The 20,344-nt window shown below is 38.6% G+C and carries 18 protein-coding genes and 1 pseudogene; 10 read left to right on the top strand and 9 right to left on the bottom strand.

Annotated features, from left to right (window positions below; all coding sequences use genetic code 11):
* Positions 1 to 118: 118 nt before the first annotated feature.
* Positions 119 to 541 carry an organic hydroperoxide resistance protein gene (locus L950_RS10380; RefSeq protein ID WP_021188856.1) on the top strand — a complete coding sequence of 141 codons (423 nt, stop codon included), beginning with the start codon at positions 119 to 121 and terminating at the stop codon, positions 539 to 541.
* A 68-nt stretch (positions 542 to 609) separates the two neighbouring features.
* Here the strand turns inward: L950_RS10380 and L950_RS10375 are convergent, their stop codons facing one another.
* From L950_RS10375 to L950_RS10365, 3 genes are all read right to left on the bottom strand, one after another.
* Complete coding sequence (locus L950_RS10375) at positions 610 to 1,620, bottom strand: glycosyltransferase family 4 protein (protein ID WP_021188855.1); 1,011 nt, start codon at positions 1,618 to 1,620, stop codon at positions 610 to 612.
* Between the two features lie 203 nt (positions 1,621 to 1,823).
* Positions 1,824 to 3,101, bottom strand: coding sequence for an adenylosuccinate synthase (locus tag L950_RS10370; protein ID WP_021188854.1), 1,278 nt, complete (start codon positions 3,099 to 3,101; stop codon positions 1,824 to 1,826).
* An 82-nt stretch (positions 3,102 to 3,183) separates the two neighbouring features.
* Positions 3,184 to 3,747: a Crp/Fnr family transcriptional regulator gene (locus L950_RS10365; RefSeq protein ID WP_231577070.1), complete on the bottom strand. Its 564-nt coding sequence runs from the start codon at positions 3,745 to 3,747 to the stop codon at positions 3,184 to 3,186.
* A gap of 309 nt (positions 3,748 to 4,056) precedes the next feature.
* Between L950_RS10365 and L950_RS29965 the strand changes: the two genes are divergently transcribed.
* From L950_RS29965 to L950_RS29940, 7 genes and pseudogenes are all read left to right on the top strand, one after another.
* Complete coding sequence (locus tag L950_RS29965) at positions 4,057 to 4,800, top strand: GAF domain-containing protein (RefSeq protein ID WP_037525672.1); 744 nt, start codon at positions 4,057 to 4,059, stop codon at positions 4,798 to 4,800.
* Between the two features lie 168 nt (positions 4,801 to 4,968).
* Positions 4,969 to 7,245 (top strand): ATP-binding protein, encoded by a 2,277-nt coding sequence (locus L950_RS29960; RefSeq protein ID WP_052764388.1) that lies wholly within the window; start codon positions 4,969 to 4,971, stop codon positions 7,243 to 7,245.
* Entirely contained in the window at positions 7,185 to 7,964 is a 780-nt protein-coding gene (locus L950_RS29955; RefSeq protein ID WP_197086375.1) for a response regulator, read from the top strand. The genes L950_RS29960 and L950_RS29955 overlap by 61 nt, the downstream gene beginning before the upstream one ends.
* A 1-nt stretch (position 7,965) precedes the next feature.
* A pseudogene (locus tag L950_RS10350) lies at positions 7,966 to 8,321 on the top strand (response regulator transcription factor).
* Between the two features lie 8 nt (positions 8,322 to 8,329).
* Complete coding sequence (locus L950_RS10345) at positions 8,330 to 9,397, top strand: hypothetical protein (protein WP_021188853.1); 1,068 nt, start codon at positions 8,330 to 8,332, stop codon at positions 9,395 to 9,397.
* A complete protein-coding gene (locus L950_RS29945; RefSeq protein WP_021188852.1) occupies positions 9,391 to 11,229 on the top strand; it encodes a glycosyltransferase family 2 protein in 1,839 nt (612 codons plus the stop codon). Before L950_RS10345 ends, L950_RS29945 begins: the two co-directional genes overlap by 7 nt.
* On the top strand, positions 11,208 to 12,812 hold the full coding sequence (locus L950_RS29940) for an LTA synthase family protein (protein ID WP_197086372.1): 1,605 nt from the start codon (positions 11,208 to 11,210) through the stop codon (positions 12,810 to 12,812). Before L950_RS29945 ends, L950_RS29940 begins: the two co-directional genes overlap by 22 nt.
* Here the strand turns inward: L950_RS29940 and L950_RS10330 are convergent.
* From L950_RS10330 to L950_RS10325, 3 genes are all read right to left on the bottom strand, one after another.
* On the bottom strand, positions 12,809 to 13,789 hold the full coding sequence (locus L950_RS10330; protein WP_197086371.1) for a YaiO family outer membrane beta-barrel protein: 981 nt from the start codon (positions 13,787 to 13,789) through the stop codon (positions 12,809 to 12,811). The genes L950_RS29940 and L950_RS10330 overlap by 4 nt on opposite strands.
* Positions 13,750 to 14,046, bottom strand: coding sequence for a tetratricopeptide repeat protein (locus L950_RS29935; RefSeq protein ID WP_197086370.1), 297 nt, complete (start codon positions 14,044 to 14,046; stop codon positions 13,750 to 13,752). Before L950_RS29935 ends, L950_RS10330 begins: the two co-directional genes overlap by 40 nt.
* 245 nt (positions 14,047 to 14,291) lie before the next feature.
* Positions 14,292 to 15,188 (bottom strand): helix-turn-helix domain-containing protein, encoded by an 897-nt coding sequence (locus L950_RS10325; protein WP_021188850.1) that lies wholly within the window; start codon positions 15,186 to 15,188, stop codon positions 14,292 to 14,294.
* A 307-nt stretch (positions 15,189 to 15,495) separates the two neighbouring features.
* On the opposite strand from L950_RS10325, the gene L950_RS10320 reads away from it, so the two are divergent.
* Positions 15,496 to 16,362: an aldo/keto reductase gene (locus L950_RS10320; protein ID WP_021188848.1), complete on the top strand. Its 867-nt coding sequence runs from the start codon at positions 15,496 to 15,498 to the stop codon at positions 16,360 to 16,362.
* Positions 16,363 to 16,573: 211 nt separating this feature from the next.
* Positions 16,574 to 17,713, top strand: coding sequence for an aldo/keto reductase (locus tag L950_RS10315; protein ID WP_021188847.1), 1,140 nt, complete (start codon positions 16,574 to 16,576; stop codon positions 17,711 to 17,713).
* Between the two features lie 249 nt (positions 17,714 to 17,962).
* Here the strand turns inward: L950_RS10315 and L950_RS29930 are convergent, their stop codons facing one another.
* Genes L950_RS29930 through L950_RS35270 form a run of 3 tightly spaced genes read right to left on the bottom strand, consistent with a single transcriptional unit; the run spans position 17,963 to position 20,327 of the window.
* The gene (locus L950_RS29930; RefSeq protein ID WP_197086369.1) at positions 17,963 to 18,805 is read right to left on the bottom strand and encodes a DUF6805 domain-containing protein; all 843 of its coding nucleotides are present in this window, start codon (positions 18,803 to 18,805) and stop codon (positions 17,963 to 17,965) included.
* Positions 18,697 to 19,311, bottom strand: coding sequence for a beta-L-arabinofuranosidase domain-containing protein (locus L950_RS35275; RefSeq protein WP_197086368.1), 615 nt, complete (start codon positions 19,309 to 19,311; stop codon positions 18,697 to 18,699). Before L950_RS35275 ends, L950_RS29930 begins: the two co-directional genes overlap by 109 nt.
* Positions 19,299 to 20,327: a beta-L-arabinofuranosidase domain-containing protein gene (locus tag L950_RS35270; protein ID WP_197086367.1), complete on the bottom strand. Its 1,029-nt coding sequence runs from the start codon at positions 20,325 to 20,327 to the stop codon at positions 19,299 to 19,301. The genes L950_RS35275 and L950_RS35270 overlap by 13 nt, the downstream gene beginning before the upstream one ends.
* Positions 20,328 to 20,344: the final 17 nt, after the last annotated feature.

Raw genomic sequence — 20,344 nt, 5'->3', positions numbered from 1 at the left:
TTTATTAAGTTTGTACTGTTTAATAGTAGAGGCAAAAATCTTTGCCGATATAGAATTTAAAGTCTATTGTCAGGGATTGGTCGAATTGAAAAAAGAGTAAAAATTTAAATATATAGTAATGAAAAATTTGTATACAATAGGTGCCCAAGCTACTGGCGGTAGAAATGGGCAGGTTAAAAGTGAAAATAATGTGTTGGATCTTGAGGTGCGTATGCCGAAAGCCTTAGGAGGAGCTAATGACGATTATGCTAATCCTGAAATGCTGTTTGCTGCAGGATATGCAGCGTGTTTTGACAGTGCACTGAATTTAGTGATTAAACAGTCAAAAGTGCAAACAGGGGAGACCACTGTTACGGCAAAAGTGAGTATAGGGCAATTGGAAAACGGTGGTTTCGGATTAGCAGCTGAACTTCAAGCCAACATCCCGGGTATCTCATTGGAAGAAGCGCAAGCATTAACAGAAAAAGCACATCAAGTATGTCCTTACTCTAACGCTACTCGAGGAAATATCGAAGTTAAGATAAGTGTTTCAAATCAATAAAATATGCCTCCAGCCCTCGCTATATGAAACTACAGTGGAAGCTGGAGGTTATTTGTTTTAAATAAGATTTATCTGTTTAAAATTTCTCTATATACTGCTAAATAGTTCTGACACATTCTTTCTTTGGAAAAGTGATCCTCCACTTTTTTCCGACATGCTTCTCGGTTGATGAAACCGATATTTTTAACCATTTCAATTGCCTCGTCGATGTTTTCAGCGAGATATCCATCTTGTTCATGATCGATCAGTTCGGGCATACTGCCTTTGTTAAAAGCAACAACCGGTGTGCCGGAAGCCATCGATTCGACGACCGATAAACCAAAAGGTTCGCTAAAATTTATAGGATGTAGCAGTACACTGGCGTTAGAGAGTAATTCATTGCGTCTTTCCGGACCAACTGAACCAATATATTCAATTTTACCGGGTTTTAAATGGGGTTGGATATGCTGTCTGAAGTAATTTTCATCTTGAATTATACCAGCCATGATTAGACGTTTTCCCAAGGCTTGGGCTATTGCAATAGCTTCTTTAGCTCCCTTATCATGATGGATTCTGCCGTAAAACAATAAGTAATCCTGAGGTTTGTCGTTAAATGTAAACTGTCCAAGGTCAATTCCGTGGTAAACGGTAGCAATATAGTCCAATTCTTCCGCACGATCGGCATTGCTGATGGATACATAATGTCCGTCTTTATTGTGTTTTTTATATACAGGTAGAATACTTCGGGACGAAAAACCATGGATCGTGCTTACGACTGGTGTCTTCACCAATCTGGAATAGGAAAGGGGGAGGAAATCAAATTGATTGTGTATAATGTCAAACTCGCGCGCATTTTCGAAGCACTCAGAAATATGCAAAGATTCCCATACTTTGGCATTGATATCGCGGTCTTCTTCATATCCTAAAGGACAGACTGCCTGTAAACGTGCTGTGGTAATTGAATTACCAGTCGCAAATAATGTGACTTCGATACCTAATTTTACAAGTTCTTCAGTAAGTAATGAGGTAATCTGTTCCCATGGACCGTAGTGAACAGGAGGTGTTCGCCAAGCGATTGGCGAAAGCATTGCAATCTTCATACCTCTACAACATACGATACCTGCTTTTGTTATTAATATTCGTTTTTGTCTAAGCCTGATTTATAAATACGATCGATTTGAAATGCACTATTTGAAGATGTCTTTGGGTTGGCAAATCGTTCTGATTTGAAAAAGGGGGTGTCCTAAATTGTTGCCCCCCCCCTTTTATCATTCATGACCTATTTTTATAGGTGTTTTCAACATTAATAAAGCTTCAAAGTTTGCTTCCGATCTGGGCCTACAGATAAAAATTTAATGGGAATTTGCAGTTCTTTTTCCAAGAAATTAATATATGTTTTGAGCTTCAGTGGAATGTCGGAAACATTGGTGACTGTGCTGATATCTTTATGCCACCCGTCTATTTTCTTAAGTATAGGAGTTGCTTGTTGAGTAATTAGCTCATAAGGCATATAATCGATCACTTTACCATGATGGCGATAATGGGTGCAAGCAAAGATGTGATCTAAACCACTGAGAACATCTGCCTTTGTCATCACCAATTGAGTCACACCATTCAGCATTAGGGCATATTTTAGTGCAGGTAAATCGATCCATCCAGTACGGCGGGAACGACCGCTTACTGCACCAAATTCTTTGCCTGTCTGACGGATCTGCTCTCCTGTTTTATTGGCCAACTCTGTTGGGAAGGGACCACCGCCAACACGGGTGCTGTATGCTTTAAAGATACCGATCACCTCACCGATTTTGTTTGGAGCAATTCCTAAACCTATACAAGCACCTGCTGTTGTGGTATTGGATGAGGTAACAAAAGGGTAGGATCCGAAATCAATATCAAGCAAGCTTCCCTGTGCACCTTCGGCTAAAACCCTTTTCCCTTCCTGAAGATACTGATTGACCAGATGTTCTGAATCCACCAGAGGATAATGCTTCAAGTGTTCAATTGCATCAAAAAAAGCAGTTTCATTTTGAATCGTATTCACTTCTAACTGATAAAATGAAGCAAGCATTGCTTTATGCTTTGTTACCAATTTTTGATAACGTTTTTTAAAATCTGGTAGCAAAATATCGCCTACTCGGAGTCCGTTACGTCCTGTTTTGTCCATATACACCGGACCAATACCCTTTAAAGTAGATCCTATTTTGTTCGTGTCTAGATTTTGTTCGGATGCCGCATCAAGCAAAAGATGTGATGGTAATATTAGATGTGCTTTTTTTGAAATCAGTAGGTTACTTTTTTTCAATAAGTCGTGGCCGGCTTTTTTAAGCATATCCAGTTCTTTGATTAAACTGATCGGATCCAGAACAACTCCATTTCCGATCAGGTTCATGGTATGATCGAAAAAAATGCCGGAAGGAATCGTATTTAATACAAATTTTTTACCGTCAAATTCTAACGTATGACCTGCATTGGGGCCACCCTGAAAACGCGCTATGAGATCATAATCTGCACTTAACACATCAACAATTTTCCCTTTACCTTCGTCGCCCCATTGGAGGCCTAATAATACATCAACTTGCATAATCGTATGTTCAAATATTTAATACGACAAAGTTCGGGAGAAAGGGTCAGGCTACACTTGCCAATTGGCAATAAACCTTTAGCTAATGGTTTTCGGATGCGGCTAAGCGATGTTGCTGTAATGCTAAATAGGAGGCGAGCATCAGTTGTGGAATCCGGTTGGCTAATCCAGGGTAATGCGCTAAGAAATGTAAATAGCGTGTTTGTGCATTCTGCACCAACATATTGCTGCTTGCCCTCATTTTATTTTCGAGGACATAAGAGGTGATTTTGGAAAAGATGTCTGACCAGCCGGGAATGGTGGTGGCTAGCTCCATAAAATCTTTTTTAGAGAAAACGAGCAGTTTACAGTCGGTTACGGCTTCGATATATTCTGCTGAAGGTAACTCATCAATGAAACTGATTGTATCGGCAACGAAGCGATTTTCGTAAACGAAATAACGAGTGAAGCTATCTCCTGCTTTATTGTAATAACAGATTCTGAAAACTCCTTGGGTGACGTAGCCTATATCTCTTGCCACTTTACCCGCTTCAGAAAAAAAATCTCCTTTATTGATCTGTCTATGCTGTGCTTTAGCTAATATTAAAGCACATTGATTCTTGTTGAGTTGTCCAAATTTGAGCAGATAATTGATCAAGTCTTCCATTTTTCAAAAATAATATTATGCAATTGATTTTAAGTTGTCAATTGGCAAGATTTTACCTGAAATTTTAATTCTACAATCTTTCATGAATAATGGAATTTACACAGCTTTAAAGGTGTAATTGCACTTTATAACTTTGCTATGTTAGAGTTCTGCAAAGCATAAAATCTGAAAATTTGGGAAGTAAATGCTTCTGATATTGTAATTTAAGATTATTGCCGATTTTCATTTGTTATTTATTTAAAAGGAGAACTATTTTTGTTATTTTCACAATCTCAATGAACACATCTATTTACTATATAATTTAAAGGCATGGAGCAATACCCGGTCCCGGAAAATGAATTGGAGCGTATCCGCCAATTAAAATCTTATGAGCTATTGGGATTGGGGAAAGACCCTGATCTTGATGTGTTTGCGCAGGCAGCCTGTCTCATAACAGACTGTCCAGCGGCACTTATTGCCATGATGGAGGAAGATACGCAGCGGATCCAGAGCTGTGTTGGTATGGAGTTGGATACTGTTGAAAGACGTAATACGGTATGTCAGTACACGATTATGAGTAAAGATGTACTTGTCATCGAAGATACTTTTGAGGATCCAAGATCGGCCACCAATCCTTTGATCAGAGAGGGAAATATTCGTTTTTATGCGGGAGTACCTTTATTGGATGACGAAGGGCATGCACTTGGTACGATCTGTGTCATCGGGTTTGAGCCTAAGTCATTATCTCTTAAGCAGGTAGATTCTTTAGGACAGCTTGGGAAAGCTGTAACCAAAATTCTCTTAGGGAAAAAGAGAAAGGTCCAGGCAGGATATTTTGAGGAAGTATTTCATATTACTAATAATATGATCTGCGTATTGGACGACCAATATCGGATAAAAGAACTGAATCCGGCTTTTTCTGAGGCACTTAATATTGAAAAGTCTAAGGTGTTAGGAGCCTCTTTTTTTACATTATTGGATAATCATGATGAAAGTTCAGCAGCGTCTGAAAAATCTGGCAAATATTACCGAAGGTATACAATATACAACAGTAACATCGAAGGATGGAGGTAGTGATGTTGTGATTGAATGGTACTTCAAGTACGATGCAGCAACGTTAGAAATTTTCGGATTTGGGAGAAATGTTACCAGTGAACGGGAGGAGCAATTAAAGTTAGCTGTTTCTGAACGGAAGTTTCGCAATTTTTCGAGAATGCCATCGGTTTAATGAGTATGCACGACATGGAAGGTAATATTCTTGCTGTAAATGAGAAAGGCCGTAATCTTTTAAAGTATTCTGAGGAGGAAGCAAAGCATCTCAATCTAAAGCAACTTGTACCTACACATCACTTGCAGGCTTTCGATGATTATCTCAAACGTATTCTTCAAAATGGGGAGGATTCAGGTATGATGATTCTAAAATCGAAGGATGGCCATAAAATCTATTGGCTATATCATAACATGCTCGAGCTGGATCCGGAAGGGAAACCTTATGTGGTTAGTACTGCACTTAATATGACGGAACGGATACAGCTTGAAAATGACCTCCTGCATACGAAACAGATTTTGGAGCAGACGAATACTGTTGCACAAGTCGGTGGATGGGAGGTTAATCTGGATCTACATCAGGTTTTTTGGTCCGATTCAACAAAATTGATTCATGGAGTAGGAAAAGATTTTGTTCCTAACTTTGATCATGCCGTCGGATTTTTTGATGAAGACAGTCAGGTTAAGCTAATGGGAATTTTTGAGGAAGCAACTCAGCATGGTTGTTCTTTTGATGTTGAATTGCGATTGAGACAGCAAGAAGGTGAAATCATTTGGGTACGTGTTAAAGGAATTCCCGAGTTCGATAACGGAACCTGTAAGCGTGTTTTCGGTATTATACAAAATATTGATACGAGTAAAAACCTTTACCTGGAATTGGAACGTAAGGAAGCGATGCTCCGAGCATTTGTGGATTATGTTCCGGCTTCTGTAGCGATGTTTGATCGGGATTTTCGTTATGTATCCGTCAGCCATCAATGGATGGAAGACTTCCATAAAGATATGGATAATATTCTAGATCAGAATCTGTTTGATGTCTTTCCTAATATACCGGAAAATAGAAAAAATATTTACTATGATGCTCTTGAGGGTAAATCTTATAAAAATGTCGATGAATTGATTGATGTTGATGACTATGAGGAACCACAGCACTTTAATTGGGAAGTAAGACCTTGGAATTTGTCTGATGGTAGTGTTGGCGGTATTATTATTTTTACTCAAAATATCACCGAATCTGTCGCTGTAAATTTAGAATTGAAGAAAGCAAAAGAACTTGCGGACTTAGCGAGTAAAGCAAAGTCTGAATTTTTAGCTAATATGAGCCATGAGATCCGAACCCCTTTGAACGGTGTGATCGGATTTTCGGATCTGCTGCTCAAAACACCGTTGAACGATGTACAGAAGCAATACCTCAATTATATTAACGAGTCGGGAAGCAGTTTATTGAATATTATCAATGACATCCTTGATTTTTCAAAAATTGAATCTGGAAAATTGGAACTGTATATCGATAAATTCAATGTATATGATTTGGCACATCAGGTAATCAATGTCGTACTTTACCAAGCACAGCGCAAAGATGTCGAACTCTTATTAAATATTGAGCAGGGATTACCTGCTTCTATCTGGGTAGATGAGGCACGCATCAAGCAAATCTTGATCAATCTCTTGGGAAATGCCGTTAAATTTACGGAAAAGGGAGAGATCGAACTTAAGATCGAAAAGCGCAGCAGTGACGAAAGCAAAATTAAATTACGTTTTTCTGTTCGTGATACTGGTATCGGTATTCCGGTAGAAAAACAGCAACGTATTTTTGATGCCTTTACCCAAGAAGACAGCTCTGTGAGCAAACGTTATGGAGGCACCGGTTTAGGACTCACCATTTCCAATAATTTATTGAAATACATGGGAAGTAAACTTTGTCTGGAGAGTGAACTGAATAAAGGATCTGATTTTTACTTTGATCTGGAAATCGCTTATGAAGAAGGTGGCATCGAAGAGGATGAGGAACTGCCTTTAAAACGCGTTCTTATTGTAGATGACAATGCCAATAACCGTACGATTATACAGCATATGCTGACTTATAGAGGAGTTGATTCAGTACTTGCAGAGAATGGTCTGGCGGCTTTACAATTACTGATGAGCGGTGAAAGGTTTGATGTTATTTTAATGGATTATCACATGCCTATTCTCTCCGGATTGGAGACGATAGAAAAAATAAAGGAATTGTTTTATAAACAGGAGGAAAGTATTCCACTCATTGTATTGCATACATCGTCGGAGGAGCATGAGGTCATTTCTGCTTTCAGGCAACAAGAACGCTCCTATTGTTTGCTTAAGCCTATTCGATCCGACGAACTTATCTTACTTTACGTAAAGCTATACAGCAAAGTAAGGCTGATGTTAATCATTTGGGACAGGATAGTGATAGTGGAACAACGGTTTACCAACAACAGGCTAGGGTTCTTTTAGCCGATGACAATTCTGTAAATATGGCGCTCAATCTGCGTATGATGGCGACTATTATGCCTAATGCTGAACTGATAGAGGTTACTAATGGAGGGGATGCAATCGAAAAATGCCTACATTCAAAGTTTGACCTTATCTTAATGGATGTGCAGATGCCTGGTGTAGATGGTATCGAAGCGACCAAACAAATAAGGCTATTAACAGGTTATTCTGCTATACCTATTATTGGTATTACTGCTGGAAATGTCCGTGGAGAAAGAGAAAAATGTTTAGAGGCCGGTATGTCTGAGTTTCTTCCTAAGCCGATAAGGCAACATGATCTGTACACGGTATTGCAGCAATTTATTCAGAAACAGGTGCTTGAACAAAAAGAAGATGCTGTGGTTGATGATCATCTAGATATGGATGCACTTAAGGAGCAGATTGGAGACGACGTTAGTTTTAAATCTTTTTTCTTAGATCTTGTGATCAAAGAGATTAAGCAAGCATGGTTTCAATTGGAAAATGTCAGGGAGTCGGAAGATATTGAACATATGAAAGTGATCCTCCATAAATTGCGGGGAACAGCATCTACTGCGGGGCTTAAGAAACTGAGCATGCTGACATCTAATCTGGAAAAAGAACTATCGTCCAGTAACCCCGGATTGGATTTGCTGGATGATATGAAGCAAGAAATTGAAATAGGATTACAGTTAATCACAAACCTTTTAAACGAAAAGTAACATGTTGATTTTAATAGCGGAAGACGACGAATTGATTTTACGAACAATAGAACATAAATTAATTAAAGAGGGGCATACTGTCATTTTAACACGCAATGGAAAGGAAGCTATTGAAAAGATCAGTGAATTGGATCTTGATCTGGTTGTGACCGATATCATGATGCCGTTTGCATCGGGAATTGAGATTTTGTCGGCCATGCATACAATAGGAAAAAAATACCGGTCATTGTGCTCTCTAGCATGGGACAGGAGGAAGTTGTGACAGATGCATTTGATTTAGGAGCATCAGATTTTATGGTCAAACCTTTTAGTCCAAATGAACTGATGTTGCGGATCAAACGTCTGACAGGTAAATAAAGATTACTATGTTTCAAAAAATAACACTTCACGAACTGGTATTGGCCATAATCATTGTATTTGTGCTGGTATTGCTATTGATTATTGCGGTATTGTTTTATAGTTTTTATAAATACCGTGTTTTATCTAATAGACAAGTCTGGACACAGATCATTGAAAATAAGATTACTGAATCTATAGTGTTGGGACAGAATTTTGTTGAAAACGATGAATCCTTTGATATGCATCTGCGGGAACCAGCGTTCAGAAGTGTTTTTTTAGATCTTTTAGTGGCTTCAGAACGCAAATTTTCTGGTGTTGCCCGAGAAGAGATTACACATTTATTTTATAAGTTTAGTCTTGAGGATGAGGCCTGGCGTAATCTGATTAAAAAGAAAGCATATCACATAGCAGGAGGGATTCAGGAGCTGACCGCAATGCGTGTTTTACGTGCATTACCTAAATTTACATCCTTGCTGGAGCACCGGGAGAAACAGGTATATGTAGAAGCACAGTATGGAATAGTCAGTTTTAAAGGAGCTGAAGGTTTAAGTTTTTTAGACAACCTGAAGCATCCTCTTTCTGAGTGGCAACAGCTTCGTTTACTAAATTCTATTATTGATATTCCCGATCCGCAAATTGTCAATATTACTTTATGGTTGCGAAGTGAAAATACATCTGTGGTTATTTTTACTCTACGTTTAATGCGGAAATACCAGATGTTGTCTTATTATAGTGAAGTGCTAGAATTACTAGCGCATAATGATACTGCTGTAAAGCTACAGGTAGTGCGTACACTGGAGGCTTTTGAAAATAATAATACGATGGAGCAATTGGTGAGCGCTTTTCCAGAAGAAACATTAGCCGTTCAGATTGAGATCCTAAAAGCAATGAAGGTGTCCAAGAGTCTGGAATGTGATGGGTTTTTGAAAAAACAGTTGTGGGAGCATCCAGCAGTTGCAATCAAAATCTGGTCCGCGGAAGTGTTGGTTACTTTAGGGGAGCGTCAGTATTTACGGGATATGGCTTTGGATGAGAACACACCGGATGAGTTTAAACATATTATTAACCACGCATTGCAGGAAAAAGTATGCTAGAATTTTCACATATTGTTTACGAAGTAGTGATCTGGATATTTCTTTTATATTCGGCCGCTATATTTTTGATCTCTGCGTGGGTGGGTATCTATGCCTATGGTGCAGTAATACGTTATAAGCATGATAATTCCTATACCGATTATAATCTCATTGCAACCAATGTCAATGCACCTCGTTTTAGCTTAATCGCCCCGGCCTATAATGAAGGTATGACCGTCGTTGAAAATGTGCGATCGTTATTATCTCTCTACTACCATAACCTAGAAATTATTATTGTTAATGATGGAAGTCGTGATGATTCTATGGAAAAGCTTATTGAAGCTTATGCATTAGAATCTGTTTCGTTTTTTATACAAGGTGATCTAGAAACCAAAGAGATCCGCGGTATTTATAAAAGTAAAAATGCCGCTTTCAAAAAGCTGATTGTCGTTGATAAAGAGAATGGCGGGAAGGCAGATGCGCTCAATGTGGGGGTAAATATATCTTCTGGCGATTATATCGTCTGCATCGATGTGGACTGTATACTAGAGCAGGATGCACTTTTAAAACTTGCAAAACCTTTCCTAGAGCAGACTGATAAAAGGGTCATTGCTTGTGGTGGCGTCATCCGTTTAGCTAATAACTGCCGTATAGAAAATGGTAAAGTAGTTGACGTTAACCTTCCTAAATCTTGGCTTGGACGTACACAGGCTTTGGAATATATTCGTGCTTTTGTATTGGGAAGAATGGCTTGGTCCCGAGCTTCTGGTCTTATCTTGATTTCAGGGGCTTTTGGGGCTTTTGATAAGCAGATTGTACTAGCCTGTGGTGGATATGACAGTAAAACTGTAGGTGAAGATATGGAACTGGTGGTACGCATGCGCCGTTATATGGAAGAACAGAAACTTGCTTATGAAGTGGTCAACATACCGGATCCATTATGTTGGACAGAAGTGCCTGAGTCTAAGGAGATTTTGAAAAAGCAGCGGAATCGCTGGATGAGAGGTACCATGGAAACACTATGGAAGCACCGCAAACTTATGTTCAACCCGAAGTACGGACGGTTAGGAATGATCAGTATGCCATATTGGTTTTTCTTTGAATTCCTTGGTCCTGTAATTGAATTTTCTGGATATATTATTTTTCTGATTTTTCTTTTTCTTGGTATTATAAACTGGCCATTTTTCTTTGCACTCTTTGCGCTGGTTATTTCATCGGGGATCTTATATTCTATTTACGCTATTTTGGTCGATTTGGTGAGTCACCAGGTGTACACCAAGAAGCAAGATCTTTCCAAATTGATTGTTACAGCTATTTTGGAACCTTTTTATTTCCATCCAATTGTAGTCGGTGCAGGTGTAAGAGGTGTGGTGGATTATTTTCGTAAACAGCACAGCTGGGGCGATATGAAACGTCAGGGTTTTCAACAAGGGGCTGAAGATATACCATTTTTTAAACGGATTGGTCTACAGTTGCGTATAGGATTGAAAAATTATGGAGCTGTAAGCCTTGTATTTTTAGTGTTGTATATGCTTTCTGTCGCTGTAGAATGGTGGTGGTATAGCAGGCAATTTCCGCAATTAGGTCAATCAAATGGTGTAATACCACTTCTTTTGAATAATCTCATTTTCGCTTTTCAGATACTAAGTGGTTGCGGTCTTGTGTATCTGATAGTACAGCTTGTTCATCTTTCTTTAGCAAGGATATTATCCATCGTGTTATTGTCTTTTGTCGTGGTGATGCAATATATTTTATTTTTATATTTTGCAGAATCACGCAATTTGTTGGGAGCGGATATGTTTTATTATAATACTGCCGAGATGATGCAAATTTGGAAGCGAGTGGTATGCTGAGTTTTACCAATATCGCTTTATTAATCTTGCTCGTCGCATGTGCCTATATTCCTTTTTGGATAGCGTCGAAAAAAACGATTAAGAGCACCTATGTAGGCCTAAGTATGCTATTTTTAGGAGTTATTGTAAGTTTTATTCCTGTAGACCGCTTTAAGGTTTTTAAGATATCTGGTGATGAGTTTGCTCAAAATGCTGCTCGTAGTAAATGGCGTTATTTTCTAAATTCTAATGTCACCAATTATATCGAAGAACATCCGGGAATGTTGGTATTTGGAGCAGAAAAAGAAACGTCAGGGGAAAACCAAAGCTATCCTTTTCTTCGAAATGAAGATACAAAGGACATATTAGGGACCTACTTTCAAAAAAGTTCATCTGTCCCAAATTTGGTCATTATCGTGGTCGAAGGATTAGGGCATGCCTATAGTTCTCCTTCAGGGTATATCGGAAATTTTACACCTTTTATAGATTCTTTATCGAAGAAGTCCTTGTATTGGGAGAATAATTTAAGTTCTTCAGGCAGAACTTTTTCTGTTTTGCCGACATTGACAGGATCGTTGCCCTTTGCTTCGCATGGCTTCTTAGAACAGGATACTCTACCGGCACATTTTAACCTGTTCAATATCTTAAAAGCAAATGGATTCAATACAGGTTTTTTCTATGGCGGTAATTCAAAGTTTGATTTCATGGAAAAATTCATGACTTACAGTAAAGTGGATACTTTGGTCGATCAGTGGTCTTATGCCGAACCATATAAAAAGCTTCCCGAAAAAGGGGGAGAAAGTTGGGGGTATGAGGATCAAGCGGTATTCGCAAAAATGTTGGAGGTACAGAAAGTGCAGCAGACACCTTACTTTCATCTTTTGTTAACGCTCTCTACCCACAATCCTTTTCTAATCAATAATGCTGCTTTTTATGAAAAACTTTTTGATAAGCGGTTAGCTCTGGGCGATCTGACACCTGATCGCAAAAAATGGGCTTTGCAAAACCGGAAGCAACTGGTGTCTGTATTGAACTTGGACGATGCATTGCAACAGTTTTTCAGGGATTATCAAAAGCGGGCAGATTTCGCTAATACGATCTTTATTATAACCGGTGATCACGCTATGCCTGAGATTCCTTTAGAAAGTAAAATTGATCGCTATCATGTTCCATTAATGATTTATTCACCATTACTAAAGGCGGCACATACTTTCCGTCATAAGGTAAGTCACTTTGATGTGACACCTTCTCTGCTTGCTTTTTATCGTAATAATTATCAGGTGAATACCCCAGGACAGGTAACCTGGATAGGCCGTGGTCTGGAGATCGGAGCTTCTGCTAAAGGAAATGGAGCGGCGATGATGCAAAGTAAGAATCAGTTGATTGACTTTGTCTATGGTGACTACCATATTTCGGATGGCCAGTTGTATAAATTAGATGCAACACTTAATGAGGAACCTCTTTCTGAGGGTTCGGAGCGTGATCTGCTCATCAAGCGTTTCGAACTGTTTAAGCGTCAGAATAAGCAATTCTATACTAAGAAACAGCTACTGCCTGACAGTATTTTTAAGAATTATTTTAAGCAAACGATATCAAAACCCTAAAAGGTTTTGATATAGCCCACTGTGATATCGATCTGATTACCCTTCTCATTAGGTCTAAACTCTTGATTGAAGTATGTAGAAGAAATGGAAAACAGATTTGTACGGTTGACCGAAAAGTTATATTCTGCTCCGATCTTGAATGTTTTAAGCTTATAAATGGACTGGTCTAGGAGATTATTCCGGTTTTCTTCAGGACTAATTCCTGTTCCGATTAGAAATCCTAAATAGTCATTTGCTCCTTTGGTATAGTATCGAACTGTACCAGCGTATGAATGTGATATATTTTCATTGCTTGGGGTTAGATACGTTTTTAGGTTGAACCAGAAATTCTGATAATATTTGCCTATTGATGCTGTATACATCCAGATGTTATCACTGAAATATAGCTGTCTGTATCCGACTTCACCCTCAAAGCTGTGCGGTAAATTTGCATATAAAGAAACACCAGTTCTGTATTTAGGAAATATACCTACATTATTGGAATAGCCCCCAGCCACATAGAGATAAAACATTTTAGATAATCTTGGATAAGCCTCTACTTCAAATTGTAGTCCATTGTCAGCAAATTTATTCGCATAGTTTGTTCTGAAGATTACTGATCCTAGTGGTGTTGCTCTTTTATAACTAAGTGCTACAATATGCCAGTTATCGTCAAATTGTTTGTCAAAGTGAACAAAGTTATAATTAAGCCCGATAGCATTTTTAGCTGTATACTCCTGGATACTTTTTGCTAAAGCTCTTGCTTCAGCATTTTTAGGATTTAATTTTAGTAGATTATTTACTGATTTTTCAGCACTTTCATACGCATTATTACTGTATTCTATTTTTGTCCTTAAAAGGAGAAGATCTTCTGAGGTCGGGTGAAAAGAAAGACCTTTATCCACCAAGTTTATTGCTTTGGCCGCTTGATCGTTCCAATACTCTAAAGAAGCATAGGCTATGTACAAATCTTCATCTTGCACATTTTGACTTTCCAATTTGGAAATATGGTACGGGCACTATCTATTTTATCAGACCAAGTGTATAGACGTCCTAAAAAGATACTGATATCCGTATATTCGGGAGCCTGTTTCAAAGCCTGTTTACTGATTTTTATCGCTTCCGCATAATTTTGATCAAAAGCCTCTGTTCGTGCTTTAACAAAAAGTTCATCGGCAGTCAACGTTGTTTCCTGGCCAAAGGAAGCAAACGGAAATCCAAATAAGTAAAGCGATAAATAAACAAATTTATTCATTTCCAATAGATTGTTTTATGTAATATGGTCGATCTTAATAAGCTATAAAGTTAATGAAATTTGTTTGAGATTGAACTGACTAAATGACTTTATCATCATGCATATAAATCGTTGGCGGTCTTCTTTAAAACGAATTGACGAAGTTGATCAAGAATTTGATAGACTTCCTTTTGTATTTCTTCTTATTTAGCATCATTTTAAGACAGTCCTGAGGAGAAACTTGTGGATTAAAACTATTTATCAAATTAGTTTAATGATCGGTATTCGGAGGGGGACATGCCTACTTTTTGCTTGAACAAACGAGTGAAATGCTGGGGATAATTGAAACCTAATTCATAGGCAATTTCACTGATTGATTTTTCGTGATCAAAAATTCTTTCTTTGGCGAAATCGATAACCTTAGTTTGGATATATTCCTGCGCAGTAATACCAGTTTCACTCTTGATGATATCGCCGAAGTAATTTGGAGATAGGTTCAATTCTGAAGCACAGTAAGCTACCGTCGGTAGTCCGATCTTTTGAGATTTATCTTCGGTAAAATAAGCGTTTAATATATCTTCGAATTTTTCCAGTATACCCTTGTTGGAATGGTCCCTGGTTACAAACTGTCTGTCATAGAATCGGGTACAGTAGTTTAAAAATAATTCAATATTGGATGTAATCAATGTTCTGCTGTGCTTGTCAATGCTTTGTTCCATTTCATATTGGATTTTGGTAAAGCAATCTAAAACAATATGCCGCTCTTTTTCGGAAAGATGTAAAGCCTCGTTTACATCATATGAGAAGAAGTTATATTCATGGATTTTCTTTCCCAATGAAGTTCCTTTGATCAGGTCAGGATGAAACAAGAGTGCCCACCCTGAGGGTTGAAAGGTTGTGATATTAGGCTGTACGCCCAATACTTGTCCCTGAGCAATGAAAACCAATGTTCCTTCCTGAAAATCATAATTGTTGCGACCGTATTTCAATTCGCCACATTTTAATTCTTTCAGAAAGATGGCATAAAGACCAAAGTTAAAAGTCTGTGCAGGCATCGGTTTTGTTTTCGATAAGTCGATTACTGTAATTAAGGGATGCAAGGTTTCTATGCCACGCATTTTATTGTAGGCATCAATACTGTCTATTTTGATGATTTCTTCCATAACTCTTTTTTTATCATTCAATATTAATCAATTATAGCATAGGTCGGGATAGGCTAAGGCTGTTAACAGTAATAATGGTAAGAATTGCCGTAATCTGTATAAGCAAGAATCAACTGAACCTAGCGAATTTTGTCCTGTCATTTAACAAATGATGATTGGCTAATGAATTTAAACAAATTAAATGGGTAAAGAAAATGAAAAAGCGAGTTTTAGGAAATAGCGGACTTGAAGTGTCAGCAATAGGGATGGGCTGTATGAATCTGAGTTTTGGTACAGGAAAGGCAGTTAGCACACGGAAGGTGTTCGTGTGATACGTGGAGCTTTTGAGAAAGGAATCACATTTTTTGATACAGCGGAGGCTTACGGACCTTTTACAAATGAAGAATTGGTGGGTGAGGCGTTGATCCCTATTCGCAAGGAGGTCGTTATCGCAACCAAGTTTGGTATGATCTCGGAAGAAGGTGGCTTGAACAGTCGACCTGAACATATACGTAAGGTTGCGGAGGCTTCACTTAAGCGATTAAGGACAGATTATATTGATTTATTTTATCAACATCGGGTTGATCCGAATGTTCCGATTGAAGATGTCGCCGGTACGGTGGGAGATTTAATTGCGGAGGGGAAGGTAAAGCATTTTGGACTTTCTGAGGTGGGTGCATCTACTATCAGAAAGGCGCACGCTGTTCAACCGGTTACTGCTGTTCAAAACCAGTATTCGATTTGGACACGTGAGCCGGAACAATATGTGCTACCGCTTTGTGAGGAACTGGGAATTGGTTTTGTACCGTGGGGCCCTTTGGGTACTGGTTTTTTGACCGGTACGATAACAGCAGAAACTACCTTTGATCCTGAAACTGATCTGCGCGCGAGCTTTCCCAGATTTACTAAAGTAGCGATGCAGGCGAATATGCCTTTAATCAAAATGTTAAATGCATTGGCACTAAAAAAAGGAATATCAACGGTGCAGCTCGCATTAGCTTGGTTGCTTAGTAAAAACCGTCTTATTGTTCCTATCCCGGGAATGGATAAGCTCGACTACATTGATGATAATATTCAGGCGCCCAACGTCATGATGACTGCCGAGGATCTGATCGAAATCGAGGTTGCTCTGACAAAGATCTCCATTCAAGGTGAGCGCCTATCTGCTGAATTGCTCGCGATCTCGGAAGAATAGGATGATAATTCATGCAATCGTAGAACATGTTGTGTGTCTGATGGGAGTCTTAAAGCATGTAATCTGTAATAATGGTAAGTTAAACAGTAATTTGTATCCTATAACGCTACATATTTGTGTCGATTTTTGAAGAAGTGCAAGAACGTGGATTCTTTAGAGCTTGAATCGACTTTTGGGATTTTTTTAATAGTAAAGAATAAACTTAAATGATATGGAACAGAATAATCGAAGAGACTTCTTAAAAAAGGGAGCGTTTATCGGAACGAGCTTATTGGCAACTTCTTCTTTAGGACTTGTAGGATGTAATCGTTCATCCGAAAAAGAAAACCATAGTGACAAAAGTAAAATGAATCTTTCATCAGAAAAAAGGACTTTGGGTAAAGGGAAGCAAAGTCTTGAAGTATCAGCTTTGGGATTAGGCTGCATGGGTATGAGTTATCATCGGAGTTTTATTCCCGATCGAAAGGAAATGATTGACCTATTGAGACGTTCTCCAGAATTGGGTTTGAATTTTTACGATACAGCAGAAGCTTATGGTCCCCTGTTTAATGAGGAACTGGTTGGGGAGGCATTGGCTCCGTTTCGTAAGGATATCATTATAGCCACTAAATTTGATTTTAAAAATGGTAAACCGTCTGAAGGACTCGATAGTCATCCAGATCGTATTAAAGCAGTTGTCGAGCATTCGTTGAAAAGCTTAAAAACAGATTACATCGATTTATTGTACCAACATCGTGTTGATCCCAATATCCCTATTGAAGAAGTCGCTGGTGCAGTGAAAGATCTCATAGCAACAGGTAAGGTGAGGCATTTTGGAATGAGTGAGGCGAATGTGGACAATATAAGAAAAGCCCATGCTGTGCAACCGCTAACAGCTTTGCAGAGTGAATATTCTTTATTTACACGTGAACCGGAAAAGGATGTGATTCCGCTATGTGAAGAATTGGGGATTGGTTTTGTCCCGTATAGTCCGCTAAGTCGTGGGATGATTACGGGATACTTAAATGAGCGTTCAATATACGATCCTAATAATGATAACAGGCCTTCATTGCCACGGTATCAGCCTGAAAATGTAATTGCGAATTGGAAATTGATTGACACTCTTAAAGAATTTGGAGATCTCCGTGGATTAACCGTTGCACAGGTGGCACTATCATGGCTCTTAGCGCAAAAATCTTTTATCGTACCGATTCCAGGGACAACTAAATTAGCCCATTTGCAGGAGAATCTTTGGGCTGCTGTTTATGCATTTTCCGCTTCAGATTTGACTAGTTTGACTGCAAAGCTAAATGAGATTCCGATTGTCGGTGACCGCTTAACAGGTTTATCTGCTGAGCAAGTAAAGAAGTAAGATGATTATAATTGGTTGATTGGTAGGCTCCCAGAAGAAATTCTTGGAGCTTTTTTATTTTTAAAGGAGATATGGAATTTTAATCTAATTGCCATAGATTCCGTATTGAAATTGCTTACGGAAAAATCATTGATTTGAAGGCGGATGAGGAGCAATAAAAATATGAACCCTGAGACTGGGTATTGAGTCTCAGGATATCATCATGCAAGGTAAAGTATTGCCAGTTATAGACATAATTATCTCAATTTTTTATTGATTTTTGAGGATACGAATTTCGAGAATTTTGTGGCTTCTATTCTGGTCTGCTCCTTTGATTTTTATGTTTAATTGTTTTTCTGCTTCTAGACCCTGTGTCAATGTGAAACGTGCTGTTTTGATATCAGATGTTGCTGTTGCTGGCACTAACTTTCCAACGATAACATCGTTTACCATGATTTCTGTCGTTCTTGGACCTTCTTCCGTTAGATATTTGATATAGATGTCTGCATTTTTGCCATCTTGCTTTTTTAAGATATAACTGAACCAGCCATCTGCTTCACGCCAACGGGTATCGTCAAATACACCTGCATGACTATTCAGCTGTTGAATAAAATGATCAGATTCCGGTTGTTGCTCCCCGCAGACAACTTTATCCACGGTTAGGGTGTTTAAACGGAGACTCTCTTGTTCATCGCGTTGCATTTTTTCCTGTGTACTAGCAAGCTCTTGTTCCGTCGCTTGCGGCCAATAGATGATGTATCGGCTGTCGTGAATCTTATAAAATGGTTCAAGTTCCATGTTAATATTTTCTTTTGCAAGACGAAGACCCGATAATGAAAAATGTAATGGCTTTGATGCAATAGGTTTTACTAGGTTTGGTATAGCAGAAGGTTCTGTCGTTAGAATTGGTAAGTCTCTCAATGGAATCTGGATTCCTTTTGCGACATGCCCCATCCGACTATCGTCGGATAACAAGTCGGGTAATGGTCCGGATGTGCGCGCTCCTAATACAATTGGACCATAGAGTAAACTATAGTATTTACTTTGATCTGGTAGCTGTTCTGTATGTATACCCATAGGAAGCTGAATAACGACTTGATCACCTTTTTCCATTCACGATCAATGGTGAAGAAATCGCCCTCAATTCTATCAATTTTATAGATTTTACCATTTATGCGTATACTTGGTTTTTCGGACAACCATGCGGGTTTTCGCACATGTAGTGCAAATTTTTTGCCATTCTTTTTTGGGTGAATGTGTAGGGTTGTACTTGCTTGTTCTGGAAAATTGTTTTCTTGGACGATTTCGACTTCTTGGTCGCGCCAGTTGAGACGTGAAGGTATAAATAAATTAATATATAGATGATTACCTTGATACGCATAGATCATCTCGCCGTATTTCGAATGATTTTCCATTCCGGATCCAACACAGCACCACATACTTGTATGTGGTTGGGAGTATACTCGATAATGTCCAGGCCTAATTTGGGTAAAGTAAACGAATCCTCCGTTTTCCGGATGTTGGCTAGATAATATATGATTATATAAACTACGTTCATAATAGTCTAGATATTTGCCCTTTGGATCGGTTTGATGAAGCATCTTTGTCAAACGTAGCATATTATAAGTATTGCAAGTTCGGGGCCTTCAATGCTATGGATCATTTTCGAGAAATCATTGGTCGGATTAAAATGCTCACTAACACTATTGCCTCCAAAGGAAATGGAGCGTTGTGTTACAACACTTTCCCAGAAATATCGGACAGCACTTTCCCAGGTTTCATCTTGAGCAATATCTGCGATTCTCTTAAAACCTAATACTTTTGGAATTTGTGTGTTAGCATGTTGTCCGGTAAGCTTATCTTGGTGTTTAATTAATGGATCTAGTACCTCATGATGGCTGAATTGACGGGCAAGTGCAAGATATGCTGGATCTTGTGTGATAGCTGCAACATCCGCAAATGTTTCGTTGAGTCCGCCATGTTCGCTACGTAACATTTCCTGAATTTGTTGTTCAGAAAGTTGTTGTACTAATATAATAGCCCAGTCGGTCATCTTTATCAGCATCTTTTTTGCTTCCTCATTTCCTGTAAGAAGGTAAGCATCACGTAGACCTGCGTAAGTCTTATGAATATTGTATAGCGGTACCCATTTACCATTTAAGCTAAATCCACTTGCTTGAATATTGCCTTGTGCGATTTCTTTCCAAATGGTTTTTCCACCTGGAACCCCACCAATATAGCCATTGCCATTAGCGTCTTGACAACTTTTTAAATTGGAAAGCATATAATCCAACCTTTTTTTTATTTGTAGGTCGTCAGTTGCCGCATACATATGTGCAAGGGCAGAAATATAATGACCACCGATGTGGCCATCTAAGCCTGTATTTTCCCAATTGGTATAAGATTCTTTCTTTTGAGGTAGCCCAGCTTCGCGTAGGAAAGGAGCTAATAAACGATCTGCATCGATCTCTAATAGATATTTTAAATCAAGATCTTGGGCATGCTTGAAAGGGCCTTGAAGCAAGCGGACATCGTTCAGGTCGAAATAGTTCAGCTGAGGCTTAGTTTGTGCTGATAATTCGGATGAGCAGATGACCATACAAGTAAAGTATGTAATGATTCTTTTTAAAGTCATGGCATTTCTGGTTTAAG

It is taken from the genome of Sphingobacterium sp. IITKGP-BTPF85 (assembly GCF_001006065.1).
In the GTDB taxonomy this organism is placed as follows: Bacteria; Bacteroidota; Bacteroidia; order Sphingobacteriales; family Sphingobacteriaceae; genus Sphingobacterium; species Sphingobacterium anhuiense.
This window is presented reverse-complemented; position numbering and strand designations above follow the sequence as displayed.

Excerpts from the sequence above, each read along its gene's own strand:
- L950_RS10380 (WP_021188856.1), top strand. The coding sequence starts at position 119 with ATGAAAAATTTGTATACAATAGGTGCCCAAGCTACTGGCGGTAGAAAT.
- L950_RS10375 (WP_021188855.1), bottom strand. The coding sequence starts at position 1,620 with ATGAAGATTGCAATGCTTTCGCCAATCGCTTGGCGAACACCTCCTGTT.
- L950_RS10370 (WP_021188854.1), bottom strand. The coding sequence starts at position 3,101 with ATGCAAGTTGATGTATTATTAGGCCTCCAATGGGGCGACGAAGGTAAA.
- L950_RS10365 (WP_231577070.1), bottom strand. The coding sequence starts at position 3,747 with ATGGAAGACTTGATCAATTATCTGCTCAAATTTGGACAACTCAACAAG.
- L950_RS29965 (WP_037525672.1), top strand. The coding sequence starts at position 4,057 with ATGGAGCAATACCCGGTCCCGGAAAATGAATTGGAGCGTATCCGCCAA.
- L950_RS29960 (WP_052764388.1), top strand. The coding sequence starts at position 4,969 with ATGGAAGGTAATATTCTTGCTGTAAATGAGAAAGGCCGTAATCTTTTA.
- L950_RS10345 (WP_021188853.1), top strand. The coding sequence starts at position 8,330 with ATGTTTCAAAAAATAACACTTCACGAACTGGTATTGGCCATAATCATT.
- L950_RS29945 (WP_021188852.1), top strand. The coding sequence starts at position 9,391 with ATGCTAGAATTTTCACATATTGTTTACGAAGTAGTGATCTGGATATTT.
- L950_RS29935 (WP_197086370.1), bottom strand. The coding sequence starts at position 14,046 with ATGAATAAATTTGTTTATTTATCGCTTTACTTATTTGGATTTCCGTTT.
- L950_RS10325 (WP_021188850.1), bottom strand. The coding sequence starts at position 15,188 with ATGGAAGAAATCATCAAAATAGACAGTATTGATGCCTACAATAAAATG.
- L950_RS10315 (WP_021188847.1), top strand. The coding sequence starts at position 16,574 with ATGGAACAGAATAATCGAAGAGACTTCTTAAAAAAGGGAGCGTTTATC.
- L950_RS29930 (WP_197086369.1), bottom strand. The coding sequence starts at position 18,805 with ATGGAAAAAGGTGATCAAGTCGTTATTCAGCTTCCTATGGGTATACAT.
- L950_RS35275 (WP_197086368.1), bottom strand. The coding sequence starts at position 19,311 with ATGCTACGTTTGACAAAGATGCTTCATCAAACCGATCCAAAGGGCAAA.
- L950_RS35270 (WP_197086367.1), bottom strand. The coding sequence starts at position 20,327 with ATGACTTTAAAAAGAATCATTACATACTTTACTTGTATGGTCATCTGC.